At 39.4% G+C, this 22,263-nt stretch carries 29 protein-coding genes and 1 tRNA gene; 8 read left to right on the top strand and 22 right to left on the bottom strand.

Going from position 1 to position 22,263, the window contains the following annotated elements:
• Nucleotides 1-334 precede the first annotated feature (334 nt).
• The 13 genes from J699_RS13640 to J699_RS13675 all read right to left on the bottom strand — a co-directional run bounded on the left by J699_RS13640 (nt 335) and on the right by J699_RS13675 (nt 6,033).
• Nucleotides 335-523 (bottom strand): hypothetical protein, encoded by a 189-nt coding sequence (locus tag J699_RS13640; protein WP_032882755.1) that lies wholly within the window; start codon nt 521-523, stop codon nt 335-337.
• A gap of 70 nt (nt 524-593) precedes the next feature.
• Nucleotides 594-827, bottom strand: a complete 234-nt coding sequence (locus J699_RS0218530; RefSeq protein ID WP_032866634.1) for a hypothetical protein — start codon at nt 825-827, stop codon at nt 594-596.
• Nucleotides 828-1,089: 262 nt separating this feature from the next.
• Nucleotides 1,090-1,344, bottom strand: a complete 255-nt coding sequence (locus J699_RS0218525) for a hypothetical protein (RefSeq protein WP_032868192.1) — start codon at nt 1,342-1,344, stop codon at nt 1,090-1,092.
• A 176-nt stretch (nt 1,345-1,520) separates the two neighbouring features.
• The gene (locus J699_RS0218520) at nt 1,521-1,733 is read right to left on the bottom strand and encodes a hypothetical protein (protein WP_032866632.1); all 213 of its coding nucleotides are present in this window, start codon (nt 1,731-1,733) and stop codon (nt 1,521-1,523) included.
• A 38-nt stretch (nt 1,734-1,771) separates the two neighbouring features.
• Complete coding sequence (locus J699_RS13645) at nt 1,772-2,218, bottom strand: hypothetical protein (RefSeq protein WP_032882754.1); 447 nt, start codon at nt 2,216-2,218, stop codon at nt 1,772-1,774.
• A gap of 229 nt (nt 2,219-2,447) precedes the next feature.
• A complete protein-coding gene (locus tag J699_RS0218515) occupies nt 2,448-2,774 on the bottom strand; it encodes a hypothetical protein (RefSeq protein WP_032882753.1) in 327 nt (108 codons plus the stop codon).
• 65 nt (nt 2,775-2,839) lie between these two features.
• On the bottom strand, nt 2,840-3,313 hold the full coding sequence (locus J699_RS13650; RefSeq protein ID WP_032882752.1) for a hypothetical protein: 474 nt from the start codon (nt 3,311-3,313) through the stop codon (nt 2,840-2,842).
• A gap of 3 nt (nt 3,314-3,316) precedes the next feature.
• Nucleotides 3,317-3,730 (bottom strand): DUF1064 domain-containing protein, encoded by a 414-nt coding sequence (locus J699_RS13655; protein WP_032882750.1) that lies wholly within the window; start codon nt 3,728-3,730, stop codon nt 3,317-3,319.
• Complete coding sequence (locus J699_RS13660) at nt 3,730-4,674, bottom strand: helix-turn-helix domain-containing protein (protein ID WP_032882749.1); 945 nt, start codon at nt 4,672-4,674, stop codon at nt 3,730-3,732. The genes J699_RS13655 and J699_RS13660 overlap by 1 nt, the downstream gene beginning before the upstream one ends.
• Entirely contained in the window at nt 4,671-4,958 is a 288-nt protein-coding gene (locus J699_RS13665; RefSeq protein ID WP_032882748.1) for a hypothetical protein, read from the bottom strand. The genes J699_RS13660 and J699_RS13665 overlap by 4 nt, the downstream gene beginning before the upstream one ends.
• The gene (locus J699_RS0218510; protein WP_032882747.1) at nt 4,955-5,239 is read right to left on the bottom strand and encodes a hypothetical protein; all 285 of its coding nucleotides are present in this window, start codon (nt 5,237-5,239) and stop codon (nt 4,955-4,957) included. The genes J699_RS13665 and J699_RS0218510 overlap by 4 nt, the downstream gene beginning before the upstream one ends.
• A gap of 65 nt (nt 5,240-5,304) precedes the next feature.
• Nucleotides 5,305-5,757 (bottom strand): phage regulatory CII family protein, encoded by a 453-nt coding sequence (locus J699_RS13670; protein ID WP_032882746.1) that lies wholly within the window; start codon nt 5,755-5,757, stop codon nt 5,305-5,307.
• 24 nt (nt 5,758-5,781) lie between these two features.
• Nucleotides 5,782-6,033, bottom strand: a complete 252-nt coding sequence (locus tag J699_RS13675; protein ID WP_032882745.1) for a hypothetical protein — start codon at nt 6,031-6,033, stop codon at nt 5,782-5,784.
• 133 nt (nt 6,034-6,166) lie between these two features.
• Here J699_RS13675 and J699_RS13680 point away from each other — a divergent pair, with 133 nt between their 5' ends.
• The 7 genes from J699_RS13680 to J699_RS0218500 all read left to right on the top strand — a co-directional run bounded on the left by J699_RS13680 (nt 6,167) and on the right by J699_RS0218500 (nt 11,805).
• Nucleotides 6,167-6,832: a LexA family protein gene (locus J699_RS13680; RefSeq protein ID WP_032882744.1), complete on the top strand. Its 666-nt coding sequence runs from the start codon at nt 6,167-6,169 to the stop codon at nt 6,830-6,832.
• A gap of 21 nt (nt 6,833-6,853) precedes the next feature.
• The gene (locus J699_RS13685) at nt 6,854-8,584 is read left to right on the top strand and encodes an AAA family ATPase (RefSeq protein ID WP_032882742.1); all 1,731 of its coding nucleotides are present in this window, start codon (nt 6,854-6,856) and stop codon (nt 8,582-8,584) included.
• A 23-nt stretch (nt 8,585-8,607) separates the two neighbouring features.
• Nucleotides 8,608-9,477, top strand: a complete 870-nt coding sequence (locus J699_RS13690) for a DNA adenine methylase (protein ID WP_032882741.1) — start codon at nt 8,608-8,610, stop codon at nt 9,475-9,477.
• A gap of 183 nt (nt 9,478-9,660) precedes the next feature.
• Nucleotides 9,661-9,858, top strand: coding sequence for a hypothetical protein (locus J699_RS13695; RefSeq protein ID WP_032882740.1), 198 nt, complete (start codon nt 9,661-9,663; stop codon nt 9,856-9,858).
• A 3-nt stretch (nt 9,859-9,861) separates the two neighbouring features.
• On the top strand, nt 9,862-10,407 hold the full coding sequence (locus J699_RS13700) for a hypothetical protein (protein ID WP_032882738.1): 546 nt from the start codon (nt 9,862-9,864) through the stop codon (nt 10,405-10,407).
• An 11-nt stretch (nt 10,408-10,418) separates the two neighbouring features.
• The gene (locus J699_RS13705) at nt 10,419-11,144 is read left to right on the top strand and encodes an ERF family protein (protein WP_032882736.1); all 726 of its coding nucleotides are present in this window, start codon (nt 10,419-10,421) and stop codon (nt 11,142-11,144) included.
• Between the two features lie 361 nt (nt 11,145-11,505).
• On the top strand, nt 11,506-11,805 hold the full coding sequence (locus tag J699_RS0218500; protein WP_032882735.1) for a hypothetical protein: 300 nt from the start codon (nt 11,506-11,508) through the stop codon (nt 11,803-11,805).
• Nucleotides 11,806-11,813: 8 nt separating this feature from the next.
• On the opposite strand, the gene J699_RS18975 is transcribed toward J699_RS0218500, so the two are convergent.
• The 9 genes from J699_RS18975 to efp all read right to left on the bottom strand — a co-directional run bounded on the left by J699_RS18975 (nt 11,814) and on the right by efp (nt 21,157).
• Nucleotides 11,814-12,461 carry a hypothetical protein gene (locus J699_RS18975; protein WP_131224139.1) on the bottom strand — a complete coding sequence of 216 codons (648 nt, stop codon included), beginning with the start codon at nt 12,459-12,461 and terminating at the stop codon, nt 11,814-11,816.
• 30 nt (nt 12,462-12,491) lie between these two features.
• A complete protein-coding gene (locus J699_RS13710; protein ID WP_032882734.1) occupies nt 12,492-13,508 on the bottom strand; it encodes a tyrosine-type recombinase/integrase in 1,017 nt (338 codons plus the stop codon).
• Nucleotides 13,509-13,762: 254 nt separating this feature from the next.
• Nucleotides 13,763-13,839, bottom strand: a tRNA-Val gene (locus tag J699_RS13715).
• 35 nt (nt 13,840-13,874) lie between these two features.
• Nucleotides 13,875-15,863 carry a transglutaminaseTgpA domain-containing protein gene (locus J699_RS13720; protein WP_032866588.1) on the bottom strand — a complete coding sequence of 663 codons (1,989 nt, stop codon included), beginning with the start codon at nt 15,861-15,863 and terminating at the stop codon, nt 13,875-13,877.
• A 2-nt stretch (nt 15,864-15,865) separates the two neighbouring features.
• Nucleotides 15,866-16,783, bottom strand: a complete 918-nt coding sequence (locus J699_RS13725; RefSeq protein ID WP_032866586.1) for a DUF58 domain-containing protein — start codon at nt 16,781-16,783, stop codon at nt 15,866-15,868.
• A gap of 13 nt (nt 16,784-16,796) precedes the next feature.
• Nucleotides 16,797-17,756, bottom strand: a complete 960-nt coding sequence (locus tag J699_RS13730) for an AAA family ATPase (RefSeq protein ID WP_032866583.1) — start codon at nt 17,754-17,756, stop codon at nt 16,797-16,799.
• A 78-nt stretch (nt 17,757-17,834) separates the two neighbouring features.
• Nucleotides 17,835-18,137, bottom strand: coding sequence for a YbdD/YjiX family protein (locus tag J699_RS13735; protein WP_005231371.1), 303 nt, complete (start codon nt 18,135-18,137; stop codon nt 17,835-17,837).
• A gap of 2 nt (nt 18,138-18,139) precedes the next feature.
• Nucleotides 18,140-20,242 (bottom strand): carbon starvation CstA family protein, encoded by a 2,103-nt coding sequence (locus J699_RS13740; RefSeq protein ID WP_009513360.1) that lies wholly within the window; start codon nt 20,240-20,242, stop codon nt 18,140-18,142.
• Between the two features lie 345 nt (nt 20,243-20,587).
• Nucleotides 20,588-21,157 carry an elongation factor P gene (gene efp, locus J699_RS13745; RefSeq protein WP_004652839.1) on the bottom strand — a complete coding sequence of 190 codons (570 nt, stop codon included), beginning with the start codon at nt 21,155-21,157 and terminating at the stop codon, nt 20,588-20,590.
• Between the two features lie 89 nt (nt 21,158-21,246).
• Between efp and epmB the strand changes: the two genes are divergently transcribed.
• On the top strand, nt 21,247-22,263 hold the full coding sequence (epmB, locus tag J699_RS13750; RefSeq protein WP_005287251.1) for an EF-P beta-lysylation protein EpmB: 1,017 nt from the start codon (nt 21,247-21,249) through the stop codon (nt 22,261-22,263).

Raw genomic sequence — 22,263 nt, 5'->3', positions numbered from 1 at the left:
TAAGATGATGCTTCTCAAATACATTTCGGATATATTCTGTAGATTCCAACGTATCTATATTGGTAATTGTAAAACTATCCGATTTGTATTCTTCTATCGGTAGAATTTGGCCATCCAAAACACCAGAAATAAAAATATTCATTCTGTTGCACTCTGACAAAAAATCACTATAGCATGTAAAAAACCAAATATTTCATATCTAGATTTTACTTACATTTCAAATAATGTGATGTCTATGAAGATGTGCGATTTTCTATCTTTCAAATTTATAAATTTAATTTTTTAATTACTTAAAGTATAACAATTGGATCGTATGAATTTCATTTCTAAAGAGTTATAAAAAAAATCTAAAAAATATCATTTTTTCGAAAATCCACTTTTTTTTTCGCTGATTATTTTTAAGTTTTTTGGTATTTGCTATAGCTGCTCTCTGCCTTTTTTTCATCTTTTCTAAAGCAGATTCGGTTATGGCGATCATCAAGGATTGAAATTCTTGGTCTTCATTTGGAATATATTCAACCATACAACTCCTCCTTAAGATAAAAGCAACCTATCTATAAAGAAAAATATTTCTGCTTAAGAAAAATCACACCTTATTCAATTTTATCAATAATATACTGCCTACCTATAAATCTTTTAAGCTGTTGTTGATTTAAAATATCATGAAACTCTATATCAACATCAATTTGAGTATCTTCATATAACCACCTAATCTTATGTATTATTTGATTATTTCCTTCCTTAATAGCATTAATAATAGGTTCAATGATTGACTGAACACGGAATTTCTCACCTGTTTCAATGTTTTTTAATGTGATAATTGTCATTTTTATCTCCTTATGGAGACTCTTTATACTATATATTTGAGTAAATGTTAGTAAAGTTATTAAAGATTGGTGCAGTTAATATAGTTATTGGGTAATCACACCCTCTTAAAAATCTATGAATTAAATTTTAATATCCTTAATAATTATAGCTTTGCTTTATACTGAAATACTCTCTGTTAGTGGACTGGCCTCGCCCTAGTGGGATTAAGGGTTAAAATAAAAAAAGCCCACCAATGGTAGGGGCTAAATTTAAATTAGTAATTCAAATTACATAAATATCTGTTTCCACTTGATCCCACAATGCCAATATCTGATCACGATGAACAATTGGTTCTTCTGTCTCAAGTATATAAAATGATTTTACTGTTCCTTGGAAGCTTATTTGCCTACGGGCATAGACACAAACAGGCCTAGCTATTCCAGTGTATGGGCTATAAGGTTTAAGTATTTGAGCTTTATCCATTTCCTCTGTTTCAACTAAGGAACCAGACATATGACCACCAATGTAAAAAGTCATAACGACACCCTTCATTGATTAAATATAGATCAATTTTATTATAAATTAAATAAAAGCAAAGGAAGTATATTTAATATAAACAATTATTTTCAATGAACATAAATCTAAAAAAACCAGCTAGTTGCGGCACAAAAAAGGAAACCTCCCGAAGAAGGTTTTTTTAGAGTTAGTCTGATTTAATCGAAGTATGTCTCAATATTAAAATACTTTTTAATGTATGCATTTGCCTTTAAAGCTTCATCAAACTTAATCGCGATTGACTCTTTATTAAGGCTGTTATGAGGCTTAAAATTTATATTGACGACATAAGCCTCTGATTGTTTTGAAAAAGCCGCACTTAGGACTTCACTAGCATTAATACAAGATCCATTTTTTAAATCTATAAACATTCTTCCCTCCTCTTTTTTCCTTTGTTTGTGAGTGATGATTAATTATGTTGATCTCTATAATCCTGACTATTAAAGTAAGTAGCGATATCTTCAGTAGACTTGGATTTAGAATAACTCCAAAGCAATTTCCTGAGCTTTGAATCAAAATCGATATCAGATCCTATATCAACAAAATACCTTGGTTTTCTTTTAATCTTACTTTCAGTGACATTTTCAACCAAACTTGCCAACCAAAGCTTATACTCATCTTTATGTTTATGGTGAGGTATTATGCTGATATCTAGATTTATTTTTCTGTCAGTACAGATCTTAAAAGAGTCTTCAACATCCACGTCATGACACCGAAGCTTCAGTCCTGTATCTTTAAGTTCTTTCCTAAGCTGTAAAAATATCAAATCCAATAATTCTTGTGGGTCTGTTGAAAATTTGTTTTCCACTTCAAGTTTTGAATATATTTTTTCAGCAATTTTTAAGTATTGAGGCATTTCCTCGCCCTCTAGAATAATTGTTGATGTAACAACAACCCATCTAAAGTAAACCTAACACCAGTCAAAAAGTGTAATTTTTAAACACTAACTTGTAATATCTACAATACATTTGTATCAAAAATAAAAAAAGCTCGCTAAATGCGAGCTTTCAATATTGGCCTTAAGTAGAACTTTGCCAACGTGACATAAATATGCCATAACTTGTGTACACAAGCAAGTACCTACCCTACCTGAAACTTGCATCAGGATTTTGGTTATAAAAAATTGCCGTCATCTCATGAGTCAAATAATCTAAGAAAGCAAACTTTTCAGTTGGTTCCGGTGTTTCTACAAGCCAAAGTGAGTACTTCACGTCATTAAGCCAGTAAATTACGGTTTGATTCTTATGAAGAATTCTACCTTCTTCCATCTTTAATTCATTTATTACCTTTAAGCACTCAACCAAAAACTTTGCTTTTTCTAATGGCTGATCTATTTGGTAAAAATTACTTCTAGAAATCTTATATACAGCATTACTAAAATCATAAATAGCTTGATCCGGAGTGGATTTCATAATGGTCACAGCAGAACCTAAGTCAGTTAAGCGAGTCTATAGAACTTTCAATTTTTTAGTATCTTTTATTGCAGTAAATCCGATTTTAAATTTGGATATCTACCTGAGATGAATGCCAACCCACATTTCATGTCTTGGCGAATCTGAATAGTAGAAGTCTCAAAAATTTCTGCTGCTTTCCTTAACTTTGTGTTATTGACACAGACACACCAGAGAACATCTAACCACTCTTGCAGAACCTCGCTTTCATGCTGTCTTAAGTCTAAAATTATGCGCTGAAATGCTCTCGCTTCATTATCAGTGATCTGACAAGTAACCCCTTTATGATAGCTAGGCTCCTTAAAACTTTCATCACTCATATATTGTGCAAATAGCTCATCTCGCTGCTTTTTGCTTAATTTCTTTTTAGGTAGGCATTTATAAAATTTCTGTCTATTTTCACTGTCTCCATTAATCCATGCTCCAAATTGACGAAACCAGTCCTCAGTACTGTATTTTGTCCAATCTGTTGTTTGCATGATTGTTAATTTTGCGTTCATATTTTAAACCTCACGTACATCAATATTTAGAACCGTTTTCATCAAATGCTTTTTATTTCTATAGCTGTCTTTCTTTCTGGTAGCAGCTGACTTCACATCTTCAACGACATACTCACCAACAGTGTTGTAATAGGTGAAATCAGCAAAATAACGCAATGCCGGCTTGGCTCGTTTTTCCCCTTCAAGTTTGATTTTTGGTGCCAGCTCAAACTGAGTATGGTGTTGTAACCCAGTAATCTCACCCCGCTGTTGCATCGCTTTGAGCTCGATATACCGCTTGTGCTCTTTTTTGCTATCGAAGGTCATACCATCGCATTCGACCTTACTGGCATTGAACTTGTTGCGCTTAGCAGCCTTAGGTTGATGAGACAGCTTAAGGATTTCTTCACGGTACTGGGTGAGGCTCATGCTACTCATCAGGCTGCATCCCCCTTATGCTCATTGCTGATGTTGATCAGGTACTCAGCCCACTTCTTGAGGTTACTAGGATCTTTGAGCATTGATTCCAAACGTTTCGCCAATTGCTCATAGCTTTCGTTACCATGTGAATATTTAGCGAACTCAGGTAAACGGGATAACTTGCTTGCAAAAAAATATCTCTGTTTTTCAGTCAAGGTATCCTTGGATTTTGCTGGTTGCTTCTGGTTTGGATGAGAAGAGTTTTTCAAACGGTCCTGTTTTGCTTTCGCTTCAAGTAACCAGTTTGCAAAGTGGTAAATCATGAGTTCATCACACAGGTTCTTTTCCGCATTGAATAATTCAAATGCTCTTAGCTCACGGTTGAACCAGGTTGATGAGATGATTTCGTTTGTATCGATCTCAGGATTTGCTTGAGCAATTTCCAAACTCAATTTTTTTGAACAAAGCCAGTGGTTTTTATTTTTAGATTCTACTGATAGATTCTTTGATAGATTCCGTGTACCAATATTGGTACTGTTTAATGGAAATGTTGGTACTCTTTCATGGAAATGTTGGAACTGTTCCAATGTTGGTACTGTTTCAAAATCCGAGCCTTGGCTATCAAGGCTTTCATCATCTAAGTGTTCCAACGTTGGTACTGTTTGTTCACGACCCTGTACACCAATTAATCGGTACACAATTACCTGCTTGGTTCTACCTTTTCTCTCACCGGTATCAAAAATAACACCTTCTTCAATCAGCTCTTCCAATATCTTAAAAAGTGTCTTTTTATTGATTTGGCAGTCCTCAGCTAATCGACCTGTACTCGGATAACAGCAATGTTGCTCATCCGCTCGATCAGCCATGGATAGCAAGACTAATTTCTTCAACGCTGGGGATGATCCACCTTTCACTTGGGTGAATTGCTTTTTCCAAGCCCAGACAGTTGCATCTAAACTCATAATTCATTCACCTTAGGTCTTAAATATCCGCCCATGTATTCAATCTTTTGGGCTTTATACAAACTCGTTTCAATTTCTCCGGCCAAATGCAATGTAATACGACCACGGCGTGCGAGTTGTTGTCTAAACTCTTCACGGGTTATTGCAGCATTCTCTTCGTTGTAGCCGCGCTTACGGAGATTGGCTTTGTTACGCTCAAGCAAGTCATTCAAAAGTTTCAATGCAGGTTCATACCAGGATTGGATCGCCTGAAGTTGTTTGTAATCTGGAAGTTTTGTATTCATGAAACCTCCGCTAGCACTTGCTCAATTGCAGTTAATCGACGTCTGGCATTCAACTCAGCAATTGAGGCATGGCGCAGTTCAGATTCTGCAGCTGTAACACGTTGGCCATTCACCAAAATGGTGACTCCACTACTTTGGAGCCCGCAAATATCCTGAACTGTAAAAAGCTCATCTGAGTCAAAAGTTCTGTTGATGAACTCAAGTGGTGTTTTAATTACAACTGTATCCCCCGCAATGAAATCACTGTTGTGGGTTGATACTTCGTTTGATATATTGATCATGTTCTAAATCTCTCCAGATGGATGAACGTGACCGCTAAACCTGTTCGAGCAGGAAAGCGGTTTTTTTATTGGTCCTGAATGCAGGCATTAATTTGTTGCTCCAGCGTGGCAAGCAGTACATGCATGTCGTGTATGACCTTGGCCATGTCGATTGCCTCGCCTTTTGTTATTCGCCCATCAGCAAGCATTTCTCTAAACTGCTTGCTTACGTTGCCTTTCTTGATACCGATGTTGAGAAAGGTATCCATCAGGCAACTGTCTCTATGGCTTTCAGGTATATCTGGCAAGTCGATGGCTGCTTTGCCATGTTCTGCACAGATCGCCTGAAGTATTCGGAAATCCCCTGTTATGCCCATCAGCTTTGTCGCTTCGAGCAAAGTCAGGTGATGTGTTTCCGTGTTTGGGTTGACCTTGCTGTTGAGCACCGCCGGGCTTTTGATGCCCATGCGTGATGCAAGCGCATTTGCCCCGCCTTTAAAGTCGTGAACCGTGTGGTAAGCCGCATCTAATATGTTCATTGCGAGTCCTTTTGAACGTGTTTATTAGATGGCTACTTCATTACCATTTTGGTTTGGTACTGGTTGAACTGGATATAACCCAAAATGTTGCAAGACTTCCTGTTCCGAGACTTGCCCATTACTTGCATCAACTAATGCTGTACGGAGCTTTCTACGTGGTTCTTTATATCCATATAAAAGATGTGTCTTTAGATAACCACTTGTTGTACCAGCAGCTTTTGCATACTTTTCCAATTGCTCAGGAGTCATTTTTAAAATGAAGTCTCTAAATCGCATAGATTGATCCTCTCTAACCAATCCAAATATTACCTTTTAGGTAATACAAATACAACCTTTTTTCTTGTTTACCTTTTTGGTGATAAAACTACAATTGACATATGTGACTAGTCACAGAGCATTTAGGATAAATATGGACAGCAAATCAATTAGATACAAAAATACTCGTTTACTTGTTGATCAAGTTGGTGGTGTATCCAGTTTTGCTGACAAAATTGGGAAAGGACAATCGCAAGCGAGCCAATTTGCTGGAACTAATCCAATTAAAGGAATTGGTAATAAGGTTGCTCGTGAAATCGAGAGCGCTTTTGATAAACCTCATGGATGGTTGGACCTACCCCATGATGATGAATTTAAGCCTTCAGATTTCAATGTTTCTATACCAATACCTTTGACTGGCAAATTGATCCCTGTAATTTCTTGGGTACAAGCTGGTACATGGACTTCAACAGAAGCCATACCATCAGGAACACAATTTGAAGAGTGGTTACCTCCTAATCCTAAATGTGGTAAACACGGCTATGGCTTAGAGGTTGTTGGTGAATCCATGCTTCCAGACTTTCGCCCTGGTGATAAAATATATGTAAATCCTGACTTTCAAATAAGTGATTTAAAAACAGGTGATTTGGTTATCGTTGCATGCGACGGGGAAACAGAAGCAACGTTCAAGAAATTGATCGTAGAAAGCAACGGTATGTATTTAGAACCCTTAAATCCAAAATGGCTAGAAAAAATCATGGAGCTTCGAGAAGGATGCAAATTGGTTGGTAAAGTTGTTGGTTTATATAGGGATGTATAACTTTTAATTCATGGAGTCAATGTGTCTATTAAACTTCAGTCACTTAAAATTGGTGACAATAAATTTAGAAAATTGCGAAAACTTGAAATTCAGTTCTCTGACAGAATAACGGTTATTGGTGGTCTAAATGGAATTGGAAAATCTACTATATTAGGCTTAATAGCAAATTCTAGTGGAATTCGGGCAGCTTCGTACAAAAGTTATTTTGACAGTGTTTTCCAATCAAATTTCCAAGAGTTATTTCATTTAGATGAGAATGATGACTACCAGAATGATACGGATAGCAAATCATATGTTGACATTACGTATGCAATTAACGATAGCGTACTTACTAAACGTTGTAGTGTTTCTCGCCATAATGAATCACATGAAGATGGAACAACTAGTACAAGACTAAAAATAGTTCCAAGAACCCTAGAAAGAGAATTAGGGGCTGAATTAAATGTAGGCGATTCAGCTAAGATACAACTTCCTACTCTTTATTTAGGCATGAGTAGAATGACACCAATCGGTGAGTATGAAAAAGATCGAGTCAAACAAACAAAGATTAGGTCTGTTGAATCGATAGATAAAGAATATATAATTCAACTTTTTAGATCCGTAGTTAATTTTGACATCAGCTCTCAAGCGGCTGTTGATCCAATAATTGATCATGATTTTAAGGGTTCTAAAAAGAGATCAAAACTACCTAGTTTAAAACATAATACACTGTCCATTTCTCTTGGACAGGATTCTTTGAGTAGTATATTTACAGCACTCGCATCATTTAAAAAAATTAAAAGAGAAATGGGAGTTGACTATCCTGGTGGATTATTAATTATTGATGAACTTGATGCGGGTTTACATCATGTTGCACAAATAAAATTAATAGAACTATTGAAAAGAGAAGCACGTGCTTTAAATCTACAAATTGTTTTCACAACTCACTCATTAACTATATTCAAGAATATTTTAAATATTCCAGAAAGACAAAGAACAGAAGGTGAAATCTTAGATACAGTTATCTATTTACACAATACTCCAGCACCAAAAGTCACATCAAACCCGACTTATGCATGGATAAAAAACAACCAACTCTCACAAGTATCACTTCCAACAAATGCTCCAGAAGTTCAAATAATCAAAGTTTATCTAGAAGATGAAGAAGCTCTGTTCTTTCTTAATAAAATACTAAGTTATAAAAACATAACCGACACTTCTCAAACTTTCGGTGTTAACCTGCAGTTAATTCCTCTTAAAGTCAGTTGTAATGGCTTAATCAATTTATTCTTAGCAGACGATTATTTCAAAAAAGTGGTAATTGTTCCTGATAATGATATTCTTTCTGAAGAATCAAATAGAACAATAGTCAATGAGAACCGACAATTTTCACCGTTACCTAGTGATAGGTCCTTTACTCCTAATACACCAAGTACTGACAGAAATCCCGAAAAAATTGTTTATAATTTTATTAAAGATAAAATTGTAAATTATGACGCAGATGATACATTCTGGGAAAATATCTTGAGTATCAATTATGGATCTTATGACTATGATTATATTCAAAATACTGTTTTACCTATATCGCCAAGAGATGAAAATGGACATCAGTTCAGAAAAGAGCGAGATAAGATGAAATATTGGTTTAAACAGCATAAAAGTTTCTTAGAAAATGGTAAAATCATTGAACTTTGGTGCGCTGACAATGATGAAACCGTTTCGCAGTTTGTTGAAGCTTTTGGACAAAGTGTGGCTTTTGTTAGCCAAAATTAACCACTAATTGAAAAGGTAATTTTGTGCCAAATTTTTTTACTCCTCTACGTTATCCTGGTGGTAAAGGGAAATTTGCTAAATTCGTAAAAAATTTATTTGAAGCAAATAACCTTTCTGGAGATTATCTCGAACCTTATGCTGGAGGAGCTGGAGTTGCTTTAGACCTTTTGTTTAGTAATTCATGTAACAACATTCACATAAATGATTTTGATATCGCCGTATACAACTTCTGGAAAATAGTTACAGAAGATACTGAAAATTTCCTCAAACTTTTGTGTGATATAGAAGTTACAATTGATGAATGGCATAGGCAAAAATATATTCTTTCCACACCAGAACTGCATACGCAACTTGAGCATGGCTTTGCTACCTTCTTTTTGAATCGAACTAACCGATCAGGAATATTGAAAGGAGGAGTTATAGGTGGAAAGAATCAAGATGGAAACTATAAGTTAGATGCTCGTTTTCATAAAGAAAATTTATCTAAACGAATTGAAAAAATTGGACAGTTTAGTAATCGCATTAAAATCTATAATTTAGATGCGCTGGAATTACTAAAAAAAGTTGATGATTTCTTACCAGATGAATCTCTTATCTATCTAGATCCTCCTTATTATGTTAAAGGACAAGGCCTTTATCGAAATTTTTACATTCATGAAGATCATTTAAAGATTCGTGAAGCTTTAGATAGAGTAAATACAAAATGGATTGTTTCATATGATAATTGCGATCCAATCAAAGAAATTTATTCTGGATATGCTAAAGATGAATATGTTCTTAACTATAGTGCACACAGTACATCTAAAGGTAATGAAATCATGTTTTTCTGTGATTCAATCATTCCAGTTGATCTCCCCAATAAACTTAAACAAGCTGAGCTAGATTTAAATTAGTTGTTTATTACTCTTATGGTTACTTAAAACTCACCTTAATGGTGGGTTTTTTGTTGAAACAATAAAAAAGGTAATTTTATCTTGCATTAAATTACCTTTTTGGTAATATTTATCTCACAGACAACAAAAAAGCACCCCTGCCTTCGAACTCATGGGTGCTTTACAGTAACCTGCGAGATAAGTATGAAACAAAAACCTACACCTAGTCAAACGTCCCAACGTTTACACCAGCACCCTACTTCCGCTGATTATCAGGTCAGAACACTCGACTTCATCAAAGCCAATCTAAAAGATGCGCTTAAGCTCTTCCCTATCATTTTGGTCGTTTTCCTGCTCTGGCTGGTCCTTACCGCTGTCGTTTACGGCATTTTTGGAGCATAAGTCATGGCACATTTACATACAGCTTCTAGCCCAAAAACCAAACCATTTAACGGCTCATTACCGAACAAAATACAACCGACAAGCTATGACGCACAGCGACTTGAAAGCCCTGTAAATACTGGGCATTCAGCATCATATACACAGGGTAAGACCAGTAATATGGAGCCTGTCATGCAAAAGAAACGCTATACCACACCATTCGCAGAATTCATCTGTAAAGACGTGAATGGCCACTACAACGTACGCCTTGGCCCAAAAATTTATCTGGTCAAAGTATCGTTAAATTACACCCCTGATTTTGATACAGAATTCTTTGGTGGCATTCAGGCTGCTGCTTTTGACTGGCATTCGATCCTCGTTAAGGAAACGCCAGATAGCGAGCCTCGCCCGATCAATGAGGAAGAATTATCTGTGTATTGGCTAAAAGTTAATATCAAGAAGCTGGTAAATTACCAACGCGCCATAGAACGCAGAGCTAGAAGCCAAACCCCACGCTATAGCAAAGAACAACGGATTGATTACCGCAACGCGCAATATAACGGTGCCTAAGGAGATTTATGATGAATGCAGCCGTGAATCAACAAATGGCATCAACCAGTACACTAGATGCCTTACAACTTATTCAGCTTGAGTTAAAAGCACCAAAGAGCAAATACAACAAATTTGGTAAATTTCACTACCGCAGCCTGGAAGACATCCTTGAAGGTGTAAAGCCACTCTTACATAAATACGGCGCTACTCTTGTGGTGACTGATGAAGTACAAGAGATCGGCCCGGTTGTGGTGATCACGGCCAAAGCAGTCTTTACCGATGCCCAAGGAAAACAAACCATGACCACCGCACATGCTGGTGTGGAGATCGATAAAAAAGGAATGGATGTGGCCCAGACTTTTGGCTCATCCAGTTCCTATGCGCGTAAATACGCATTGAATGGCCTTTTCCTGATTGATGATACCCAAGATGCTGATACCGATGCTTTCCACCAGCAGACCAATGCCCCGGCCCGGAACAACCAACAGAATGCCCCTGCTCAAAACCAGCAGCGCAATCAGAACCAGCCACCGGCTCAGCAACAACGACAGCCGCAGCCACAAAACCAGATGCCCCCTGCAAATCCAGCTCAGCAATTGACTCAGGATTTTCAGCAAGCTTTAAACGCGATCCATCATGCGGATAAAGAAGCAGATCTGGGTCCGATCTATAAACAGTTTAAAGGCACCCGCTATGAAGCCCAGATCGTGCAGGCCTGCAAGGCAAAAAAGGACATGGAGGGTTGGAGTGCGTAAAAACCTACATCTTTAAGTATGTAGCCAAGCTTCACGGCAAAGGCAGCTTACGAGGACGAGTAGAGGCTACGACAGCTCTCCAGGCAAAACAACAGGTCCTGCAAGGTAATGAAATGATCAAGGATGTCTCGGTCTCCTTGTTAACCAATCAGAAGGCTGCCCGCACGCAGTCTTTTGAAAAGTTAAATAATTAAAAGTTTTTGCAGGTGGAAGTATGAAGAATTTCATAATTCCTATTAAACCTAAAATTTAAAAAACACACTTCTAAACAATAGAGCATTCTTAGCAATGTTCTCCAGAAGCGATCGTATTGTTGACCCATGCGATTGTTTCTGGAGTACATTGCATAACAGGTAGAAGCATGAGCATTATGCAAAAATATATAATTGTTGTTGAATCAGAAAAACCACCAAGAGTGTGTTTACAGGATGTGATACCACAAGTGGGCAAAGTATTAGAACTTAAGTCTGAGCAATTGCCCCATAGAGTAGATACAAAATGGGTTATGGAACGCTATGAGATGTCGCGCACCACGGTAATTGAATTCTTGAAACCATTCAATAAAGGTACTGGAGGCAAGTATTCCTATGATCCTTTGGAAATTATTCCAGTATTGGATAACCGGGATAAACTAAAGCGTGGAGCAAAACGAAAAAGTTAAAAAGGGGCTTAGTCCCCTTTTTTATCTGTAATCATCTCAATAATTACAAGATGCAAATCACTGCTAAGATTAATTTTATAATCAATAATTTTATTAGATGCAATTCTACTATTTATAAAATCTTTTAAAAGTTTTACATATTTTTCATTACCATCTTTTACAACAGAGGGTGTAGATAAGCCTTCTGTAATTTCACCTAAACCATTAATCATCTCACTTGGTGGAAATATTTCTTCATTTTGATCCAAGTTGAATTCATAATAAAGTTTCTCATAAAAATCTAACTCATCTTCAATATTTTCTATCATTGTACAAACTTTATCTACTTTACCCATTATTTCTAAAATCACGTCAATATCATTGAAATCTCGACCTTTTTCAATAAGAAGAACTTCCAAATCCTCATATTCTTCTTCCAATTTAATTAATAAAGTGCTAAACCTATCTTTTAATCTTTCAAATAACTCTGTTCTATATTGAATGCGCCAATCATTAAATAGCTTGTAGGCTACTACTCCAGCAAAAAAAGTAGCGGATGCAGAAAGAAAGTCTGTATCGATATCAAAAAATCTATTTGCAGCAAATGAAATGATAAAACAACCTATTACAATGATTAGACCAATTGATATTAATTCATTTAAGTTAATTTTTTTCATAAAAAAAAGCCCCATTAAATGGGGCACATTTTAAGCAGCATTCAACATTTTGGCAATTTCTGATGCACTTGGATTGTAATACGTATTTACCAATACATTAATAGTTTTATGGCCTGTGATTTTAGCGAGGATCTCTACAGGAATTTTCTGAATATTGACCAGACGTGTAATTGCTTCATGGCGCGTATCATGGAACGTAACAACCCCATTCAAGCCCACTTTGGCTAAATTCCTTTGCCAGATGAGTCTAAATGAATTGCTGTTATGTTTTAACAGCTTCCCTTTCCGACCTTTTAATAGATCCAGCAATTTACGTCCACGTGTTGTTAGAGGGACATCCCGAGCACTGCCATTTTTGGTATCTGGTAAATGCACATAATCGCCAAAATCATGGATGTCATGAATACTAAGGATCTCACCTCTACGCATAGAGGACTCCATAGCAAACAGAAATGCCCAGGCTACCTCTTGAGCTGGTGTAACCGGCTCTTTTTCTTCATTGTAGTTATCTAAACCAGCCAAGATGATTTTTACATGCTCATCTGTGATTCGTTGATTTCTGGGCGGCGGTAGAGATGGCTTCTTGATGACTTGAACGGGGTTATTTTTTAATAAGAATAATTCACTAACAGCATAAGTGAATACAGCTGAACATAGACTTAGTTCTCGGCTGACCGTACTTGATTTAACAACCTTTAAGCGACGATCTCTAAGGGCAACCATATCTTGTGGAGTGATATCGTAAATCGAAGTATTTGCTAGATAACCGCAATAATAGTTGAGACGTTTAAGATAGTTCTTTATGTATGAGCTGCTTTTTTTATGTTTCCCTACATTTTCGTAATATCGGGTGAATAGTTCAGAAAAAGGGATATCTGGTTGTTCGAGTTTTTTTAATTCTTCTTGGTATTGTAGTTGGAGTTCCATCAGTCGACGTGCTGCCCAATCTATACACTCTTTTGCGGTGTCTCTTGTAGCTGCGTCACGGAGATGTTTGTATTTTACTTGGATGCGATAAGAATTACCGCGCTTGACTGGCTTTTGCATATTAACCTCTAAATATTTGTGCTTAAATCAAGCGCAACAAAGAGGAACGAAAAAGTTCGCCCGTTGGCGCCCGATCCGAGAGCCATACTTCGACATTAGATGCAGAAAATGGCGCCCAAAAGCGGAATATAAAGTAGTTTTTATGCCTTTTTTGAACTTTTTGAAGGTTCAAATTTGACCCGAAGGACAATAAAAACAAGGCCGAATTCGTTAAAATTCGGCCTTAAAACGCTGAAAAATAACAGCTTTTATCTTGGTAGGTATATCCAGACTCGAACTGGAGACCTCTACGATGTCAACGTAGCGCTCTAACCAACTGAGCTATACACCTAGAATGAGAAGCATGATATTCATTTTTTTGTCGCTTCACAAGTTTTTTTGCGACTGTTTGATGACAATCGCACAGTCTTTAAGCAACCGCTTAAATTCTTGGATATTGAGCTGGTCATTTTGCTCTAAAAATACGATTTTTTGATATAACACAGTCACTTGTTCGAATGGCGTCTGCTCCTCAACCAACACAGCGATACGTTGTATCCAGCTATGAAAGGTTTCCGCTGGATATTTATGCAAATGCTTGGGCAACTGTTTCTCAAATTGAATAATCAAGCGTTGATATTGTTCCTGCTTGCCTCGTTGTCCCCACCAGTACCAGCCACCGTAGATCAACAAAATACTGCCTATACCAACGACTAAAATAATCACATAGCCATAGCTTGAATCCAGACCTAATCGGGATAACCAGTTTTTCTGCTTTTCTGCATCATAACCGACCACTTTGCTTTGCCATTGATAGCTGAGATAGTCACTCCAGATGCGCATATTTTTGAGGAATTTAAACTGCTGTAAACGCCAAGCTTGCGTTTGCCCTTCGCCCCAGACATTTTGGTCTTGCGCCAGATAATCTTGCATACCGGTATCAATTCGTTGTGGTGCAATCATGGCGGTAGGATCAACTCTTTGCCATTTCCCATCCAGATAAACTTCACTCCATGCATGTGCATCCAGCTGGCGGACTTCCCAACTTTGTCCGTCTGGTGCCCATTGTCCGCCTTGATAGCCTGTTACTATGCGTGCGGGAATTCCCACATAACGCATCATCATCACAAAGCTCGAAGCATAATGTTCACAAAAACCTTTGCGACTAGAAAACAGGAATTGATCAATCCGGTCGCCACTCAAAGTGCCCGGCATTAATGTATAGCTAAAGCCATTTTTTCTATACCAGGACAGCACCGATTGTAGGTATTTTTCAGGTTGTCTCTGGTTCTGTTCAAATAACGCCTGCGCCAATTGTTGTGCTTTTCTATCTCGCCCCTGCTCAAATCGAGTATTCAGTTCAAGTTGACGCGATGATAAGTAGACTGGCACCGTTGCTGTTTGTCCTAACCAAAGCAGGTGTATCGGTTGATTGCGTTTAACCAGTTTGGAAGGACGAATACTATCGTCTTGATACAACTGTAAATAACGCTCTTGGGGAATCGAATATTCCAGTCCCATGATCCAGTTGGCCTGCTCATCGGCAGGTAAATATTGATAGCTCACACGGCGTGTGGAGACAGGAATGCGCTTGAGCTGCTGATTATCAAAACTACTGCTCCAGGTGCTGCCATCATATTGGTCCAGAACCAGTGCTCGCCAGTATAGCTCTGGCCGACCGGGCAAATCATACATCGGTGCGATGACACGGAAAGCCAAGGCGGAAGATTGAGATAGTTGTGCAATATCCCCCGGTGACATCCGGTCACTGATGCCTGTGGTCGCATGGTTCTGTTGAATCGGAATCGCCCACAGCGGTGGTAACCGTGGAAAGAACATAAACAGCAGTATAAAGAATGGTGTGGCAATCCCGACAAACTTCAGGATTTGCCTTATATCTTGTTTTAACTGATTTCTAGTCTGATTCTTCTGTTTAAATAAATCAGTTTGAATCCGATAGAGGCCCATGAGGCACATCAGCAATGCCCCAAACACGATCATGGCCATCCAGAATGCCTGGCTATATAACAGTAAACTGGCACTGACAAATAAGGCAAAGTTAAAGACAATCAGCAAATCACGGGTATTTTTGGACTCCAGACTCTTGGCAAATAAACAGGTGGTTAGAAATGCAACTCCCGCCTCTACGCCGAGTAAGCTTTGGTATTGAATATAAATCAACGCAACCGACACTAAGGTAAATGCCACCAAAAGCAGTTTAGGCATTGGCGTAATTTTTTGTTTGTGATAGCGCCATACCAAAGTTAGCCAGACAATGCCCCACAATCCACTGAGTGTGACTGGAATAAAGCTCACTTGACCGATCAGGATCAATCCTAAGGCAGCTAAAATACAAAAATAGATGGCTTTGGTCATGTTTAAGCCTGCGCAAGTAAAAGTCTGGCTTTGCTTAATTGGCGTTGGCCTTGTCCACTTTCCAGTCTGGCGTGCGGCAAAATCACAGCATAGTCATTCCCGGATTGTTCACATTGTTCAATCAACCCCATCATCAAGCTTAGCTTCTGTTCATGGCCCAGCGCTGGAATGAGCTGATAATCGATGTCCAGGTGTTGATGACTGGTCTGCGCTTCAAACATCTTGATCAAAAAACCCTGCCCACGTGCAACCTGTTTCCATGCTACATTCTGATAAGAATCCCCATGCTGGAAAGTTCTGAGCTCTTTAAATTCATCCAGACTGTCCTGCGCCGAAGTCGGCTGAAGTTTATGTTCTTTTTGCCAGTCAGTGGCCTTTGGTGCGATCCAGACCTCTTGTTGTGGATATAGATAGGTCCATGCTCGGACCAATCCTAAAGGATAGGTCGCATAAATTTTCAAGGTATCCAGTTCATATCTACCACGTTGTTCCGGTAAAACGGCTAGCTCCAGACTTTGCTGAGTCTGGTCCAGATACAGGAAATGTTCTTGTTCTTGCCAATTTAGACGCAAATATCGAACTGTTTGGGCGGATTGTTTTAATAAAATTTTCAAGATCAGCGGCTGATCTACTTGCCCCACCTCCGCAGCGACCACTTCAATCTGCAGGCCATGCAACTGCTTAAAGGTCAGATAAAAGCTGATACAAAGAATGGCACTGATTAAAAAGCAAAAACCGAGAATCAGGTTATTGGCATAGTTAATGCCTGCAATAAATGTAATGACAATCAGCACCAGATATAAAAAACCTTGCTTATAAATAAACACCAGTACATCTTTCTGCAATAAGATTTTGCTGCCTTCGACCTGAAAGCGCTTTGCAATCCATTGTTGTAGCTGTCGCTTGAGTCCATTTTGCATAGGTCAATCTCAACTATAAGACATCAACTGATTGCAAAATCTGCCCAACTTCAAGCTCACTCAAACTTAAGCGATGTGCGGCCACCGCAACAAAAACAGCTTGTACATCGTCTGTCATTACAAAACCACGCCCCTCAACCAAGGCATAGGCTTGTGCCGCAGCCTTCAACGCCAATACCCCACGTGTGGACAGTCCATGACGTAACTTCCGAGTTTCAGCGGCCAGATCCAGAATATAATTCAGTACGGCCTCGCTGAGGAAAACCTGCTTTGCCAGCTCCCGTAAATGTAAAATATCAGCTTGATTAAACACGGCATCCAGTTGATGGATCAATACCTGTCGCGAACGCTGTTGTAATAACAACTTTTCCGCTTGTCGAGAAGGATATCCTAGTGATAAACGCATCAAGAAACGGTCGAGTTGTGATTCAGGTAATGCATAGGTGCCACTTTGAAATAACGGATTTTGTGTGGCGAGGACCCAGAACGGTTGCGGTAATTCATAATGCACGCCATCGACGGTGACCGCCCCTTCTTCCATTGCTTCTAGTAGTGCACTTTGCGTTTTGGGACTACAGCGGTTAATTTCATCGGCCAACAAAATCTGGGTAAAAACTGGCCCCTGCTTGAATTCAAACAGATGTTCTTTCTGATTAAAGATATTGATGCCAATCACATCACTGGCCAGCATATCGTTGGTGAATTGAATGCGCTGAAAATGTAATCCTGCCAGACGTGCCAAAGCACTGGCCAATGTGGTTTTCCCTAGCCCAGGTAAATCTTCAAACAATACATGACCCCCCGCCAGCAAACAGGTCAGCGCCAATCTGGTTTGTTGCGGTTTATCTAAAATCAGTTGGTTTACTTCAATTAAGAATTGCTCAATCTTTTGTGTAAAGCTTTGAATATCTTGTTCTAATGCCTGATTCTGCTTAGTTTTCTCTTGAGCCGATGACTTTTCCATGCCCCACATTATTCTATCCCCCAAAATAAAACAGTGTATGTTCAACATACACTGTTTTGGTTTTTTTTCAAAGAAATCAAATAATTTCTAGCAAGGACACTTCTTCATATTGCCCCCCGCCGAAGGATAACGTGCATCGATACAATGACGATAAAACGTCTTGGCATCCATCGGGGTTAAATCTGGATGATGTGCTTTCATATGCGCTAGATAAGTTTCATAATCAGGCACACCGACCATCAACCGGAAACTCTGCTGCAAACGTTGCCATAAAACAGCGATACGCGACCAATTCTTCGGTGACAAGAGTAAATGTTTTTGCGACATGATGGTGAATTTAATAATCTTCACAATCACTGCACTGCCTTGCCGGGCAATTTTAAAATCCATCGTTACTCTCCTTTGATGCTATTCGCAGTCATCGGTGTGTCTGAATAAACGGCTGGTGCTTCATTCACGGTTGGTGTTGGACTTGCCAAAGCACGGCGTACAATGCCAATTGACGCAATCACCATCACAATCGCAACAATCATAAAGAAGCCACAAAGTGCCGCATTGATCTGATTTGACATCACAATGGTCTGCATTTCAGCAACGGTTTTGGCGGGTGCAAGCACTTCACCACGCGCAATCGCATCCGAGAAACGATTGGCTTGTGCAAGGAAACCAATCTTCGGATTTTCATGGAAGATCTTTTGCCAGCCTGCGGTCATAGAGGTAATGAACAAGAAAATCGTTGGGACAATCGTCACCCAAACATATTTCTCTTTCTTCATTTTGAATAAAATGACGGTACCTAAAATCAGTGCCATCGAGGCAAGAATCTGGTTACCAATACCAAACAGTGGCCACAACGAGTTAATCCCGCCGAGAGGATCAACCACCCCTTGGTAAACGAAGAAACCCCAACCTGCGACCGCAACAAAGGTTCCGACCATATTGCCAAAGAATGAACTTGATTGCTTGATTGCCGGAACCACAATTCCCACAGTATCCTGCACCATGAAACGACATGCACGTGTTCCTGCATCTACCGCAGTCAGAATGAATAAGGCTTCAAACAGAATCGCAAAGTGATACCAGAACGCCATCATTGAGCGGTTATTGAAAATCTCTGAAATGATATGCGCCATACCAATTGCAAATGTCGGTGCGCCACCGGTACGAGACAAGATTGAACTCTCACCGACTTCCTGCGCCAATAAACTCAACATTTCTGGACTAACCACAAAGCCCAGATTACGCACCGCTTCCGCTGCAGTCTCTACTGAAGTGCCTAAAACTGCTGCTGGCGCATTAATGGCAAAATAAATACCCGGATCAAGTACTGTCGCACAGATCATGGCCATGATGCCGACGAATGATTCCATCAACATACCGCCATAACCGATCATACGAATATTGACTTCATTATCGACCAGTTTAGGCGTTGTCCCTGAAGCAACCAGGGCATGGAAACCTGAAATCGCACCGCAGGCAATGGTGATAAACAGGAAAGGAAATAAACTACCCGCAAATACAGGGCCTGTACCATCCACAAAGTGCGTGACTGCTGGCATTTTCAGGTCAGGCATCGCAAAGATAATCCCGACCGCTAAACCTGCAATTACACCAATTTTCAAGAAAGTTGATAAATAATCACGTGGCGCTAATAGCAACCAGACCGGTAGTACCGAAGCGATAAAACCATAAATAATCAGTGCCCATGTCAATTGGGTGCCACTGAGGGTAAATAACTGTCCCCAATAGGGATCTTTCGCCACATCACCCCCGTAGACAATCGCCGCCATCATCAGCACAAAACCGATAATCGATACTTCGGCAATTTTCCCTGGGCGTATATACCGCATGTAGATACCCATGAATAATGCAATCGGAATCGTCGCAGCGATACTGAACACCCCCCACGGGCTATGCGCCAGTGCTTTAACCACCACCAGTGCCAGTACTGCCAGGATAATGATCATTACGCCAAGCGTACCCAGCATCACAATCACACCTGCGAAAGTACCAAGCTCCTGTTTCGCCATTTCGCCCAATGATCGACCATCGCGTCGTGTGGAGATAAATAGCACCAGAAAATCCTGGACTGCACCGGCAAGCACAACCCCGACCAATAGCCAGATGGTCCCCGGTAAATAGCCCATTTGTGCGGCAAGAATCGGCCCGACCAAAGGTCCTGCTCCTGCAATGGCTGCGAAGTGATGTCCAAATAAAACAAATTTATTGGTCGGAACATAATCCAGACCATCGGCAAGGCGATGCGCTGGGGTTAACCGTCTCGGATTTAATTCAAAAACTTTGTTTGCAATAAATAAACTGTAGAACCGATATGCAATGCTATATACACAGACCGCAGCAAGAACCAACCAGACCGCATTGACATGCTCACCACGACTAACCGCCAATATCCCAAATGAAATTGCCCCAACAATGGCAACCAAACTCCATAGGAGCTTTGAGGAAAGTGTTGACTTTGCTTGTGTTGTCTCCATTCAAAACCTCTCAATTACATAACGCGTGGTTAGGGTCTGTTGACATTTCACAGATGCGTGCGACAAAGGACATTTTTAGAGGACACAAAGCATGTCTTATGCAATTTAGCTATTCTAAATAATGAGCAGCGATTACAGCTGTACAAGATAATGCAATGGCAGTAAAAAATGTCAGCAAACCCTCTTAGCTTTCCCTTTCTATATTTTCTGTAGAAGAAATATCTTTGTAAGTTTACCTTCTGACTACAATTATTTATCTAATACTTTGGCATAAAAAAAGGGATGATTGTTCATCATCCCCTTCGATAATTGTATATCTTGCGTAGCTCAGCTACACAGGCACAATTATGCACGCTCTAGGTAGTCACCAGTACGGGTATCTACACGAACGCTTTCTTCTTGCTGTACGAATAATGGAACACGTACCACAGCACCTGTTTCAAGTTTCGCAGGCTTACCGCCACCGCCAGAAGTATCACCACGTACACCTGGATCAGTTTCAACGATTTTGAGTACAACGAAGTTCGGTGGGCTTACCGTCAAAGGTACGCCATTGAACAACATAATGGTACATTTTTCATTTGAATCGTCTTTTAACCATTTCGCAGCATCACCCATTGCGGTTTTATCAGCAGCGATTTGCTCGAAAGATACAGGATCCATGAAGTTCCACATTTCACCATCGTTGTAGAGGTAGTCCATTTCAACTTCTACAATATCAGCTGCTTCTAAAGAATCACCTGATTTGAATGTTTTTTCTAATACTTTACCAGAGCGAAGGTTACGTAATTTCACACGGTTAAATGCTTGACCTTTACCTGGTTTTACATATTCATTTTCCATGATTGAACATGGGTTACCATCAAGCATAACCTTAAGGCCAGCTTTAAAATCATTTGTAGAATAATAGGCCATGAAAGGCGCACTCCAAACTTAAAACTCAAATCTATTAATGTTAGACTACACGCACTGGTGTAACACTAACACTATTTTTAACGTATGGCATGATAAACTATTTACATCAAGAGCAAAACTGGCAATCGCAACTCAGTGACCTAATTACTGATCCTTTAGAGCTGTTAAATCTGCTTGAGTTATCTACCGACCAACTATTATCAGGGGCAATCCTGGCCTCTGAACAGTTTAAATTGCGCGTCCCGCGTGCATTCGTCGGAAAAATGAACATTGGCGATCCGCTTGATCCCCTGCTGCTTCAAGTATTGCCACATCATCTGGAACTGGAAGAACATCCTGAGTTCGTGACCGATCCGCTTGGTGAGGAAGCCGCCAATCAAATGGCCGGGGTTCTGCATAAATATCAATCACGTTTTTTACTTACGCTGACTGGTGCCTGTGCCATCCACTGTCGCTATTGTTTTCGTCGCCATTTTCCTTATCAGGAAAACCTGCCTAAAAATGACGACTGGATCAATATCAAAGCCTATATTGAACAAAATCCACAGATCAATGAAGTGATTTTAAGTGGTGGCGATCCACTGACATTAAGTAACCGAAAAATTGCGTTGTGGCTAGAACGTCTAGCATCTCTCCCTCAGCTCAAGATATTGAGAATTCATTCACGCGTTCCGATTGTGATCCCCAACCGTATTGATGATGAGCTGATTTCTATATTAAAAAACAGTAGGCTACGCATTGTAGTAGTGGTACACTCAAATCACGCAGCTGAGCTTGATGATTTCACCTGCTCGAAGTTATTACAGTTATCACTCCACCATATTACTGTGCTTAATCAGGCGGTTTTACTTAAAGGTGTGAATGATGCTGCAGAAACTTTAAATGCATTGAGTAGCCGTTTATTTGAAGCACGAGTAATGCCCTATTACCTTCATGTTTTAGATAAAGTCAAAGGGGCTCAGCATTTTGATTTAAGATCTTCAGAGATAGATCAAATATATACTGATGTATTAGCAAGTTTGCCAGGCTATCTGGTACCAAAACTTGTCAGGGAAATTGCGGGCGAAAAAAATAAAACACCGCTTTTTGGGGTTCAAACGTTCTGA

It is taken from the genome of Acinetobacter sp. 1000160 (assembly GCF_000588715.1).
Taxonomy (GTDB): Bacteria; Pseudomonadota; Gammaproteobacteria; order Pseudomonadales; family Moraxellaceae; genus Acinetobacter; species Acinetobacter courvalinii.
This window is presented reverse-complemented; position numbering and strand designations above follow the sequence as displayed.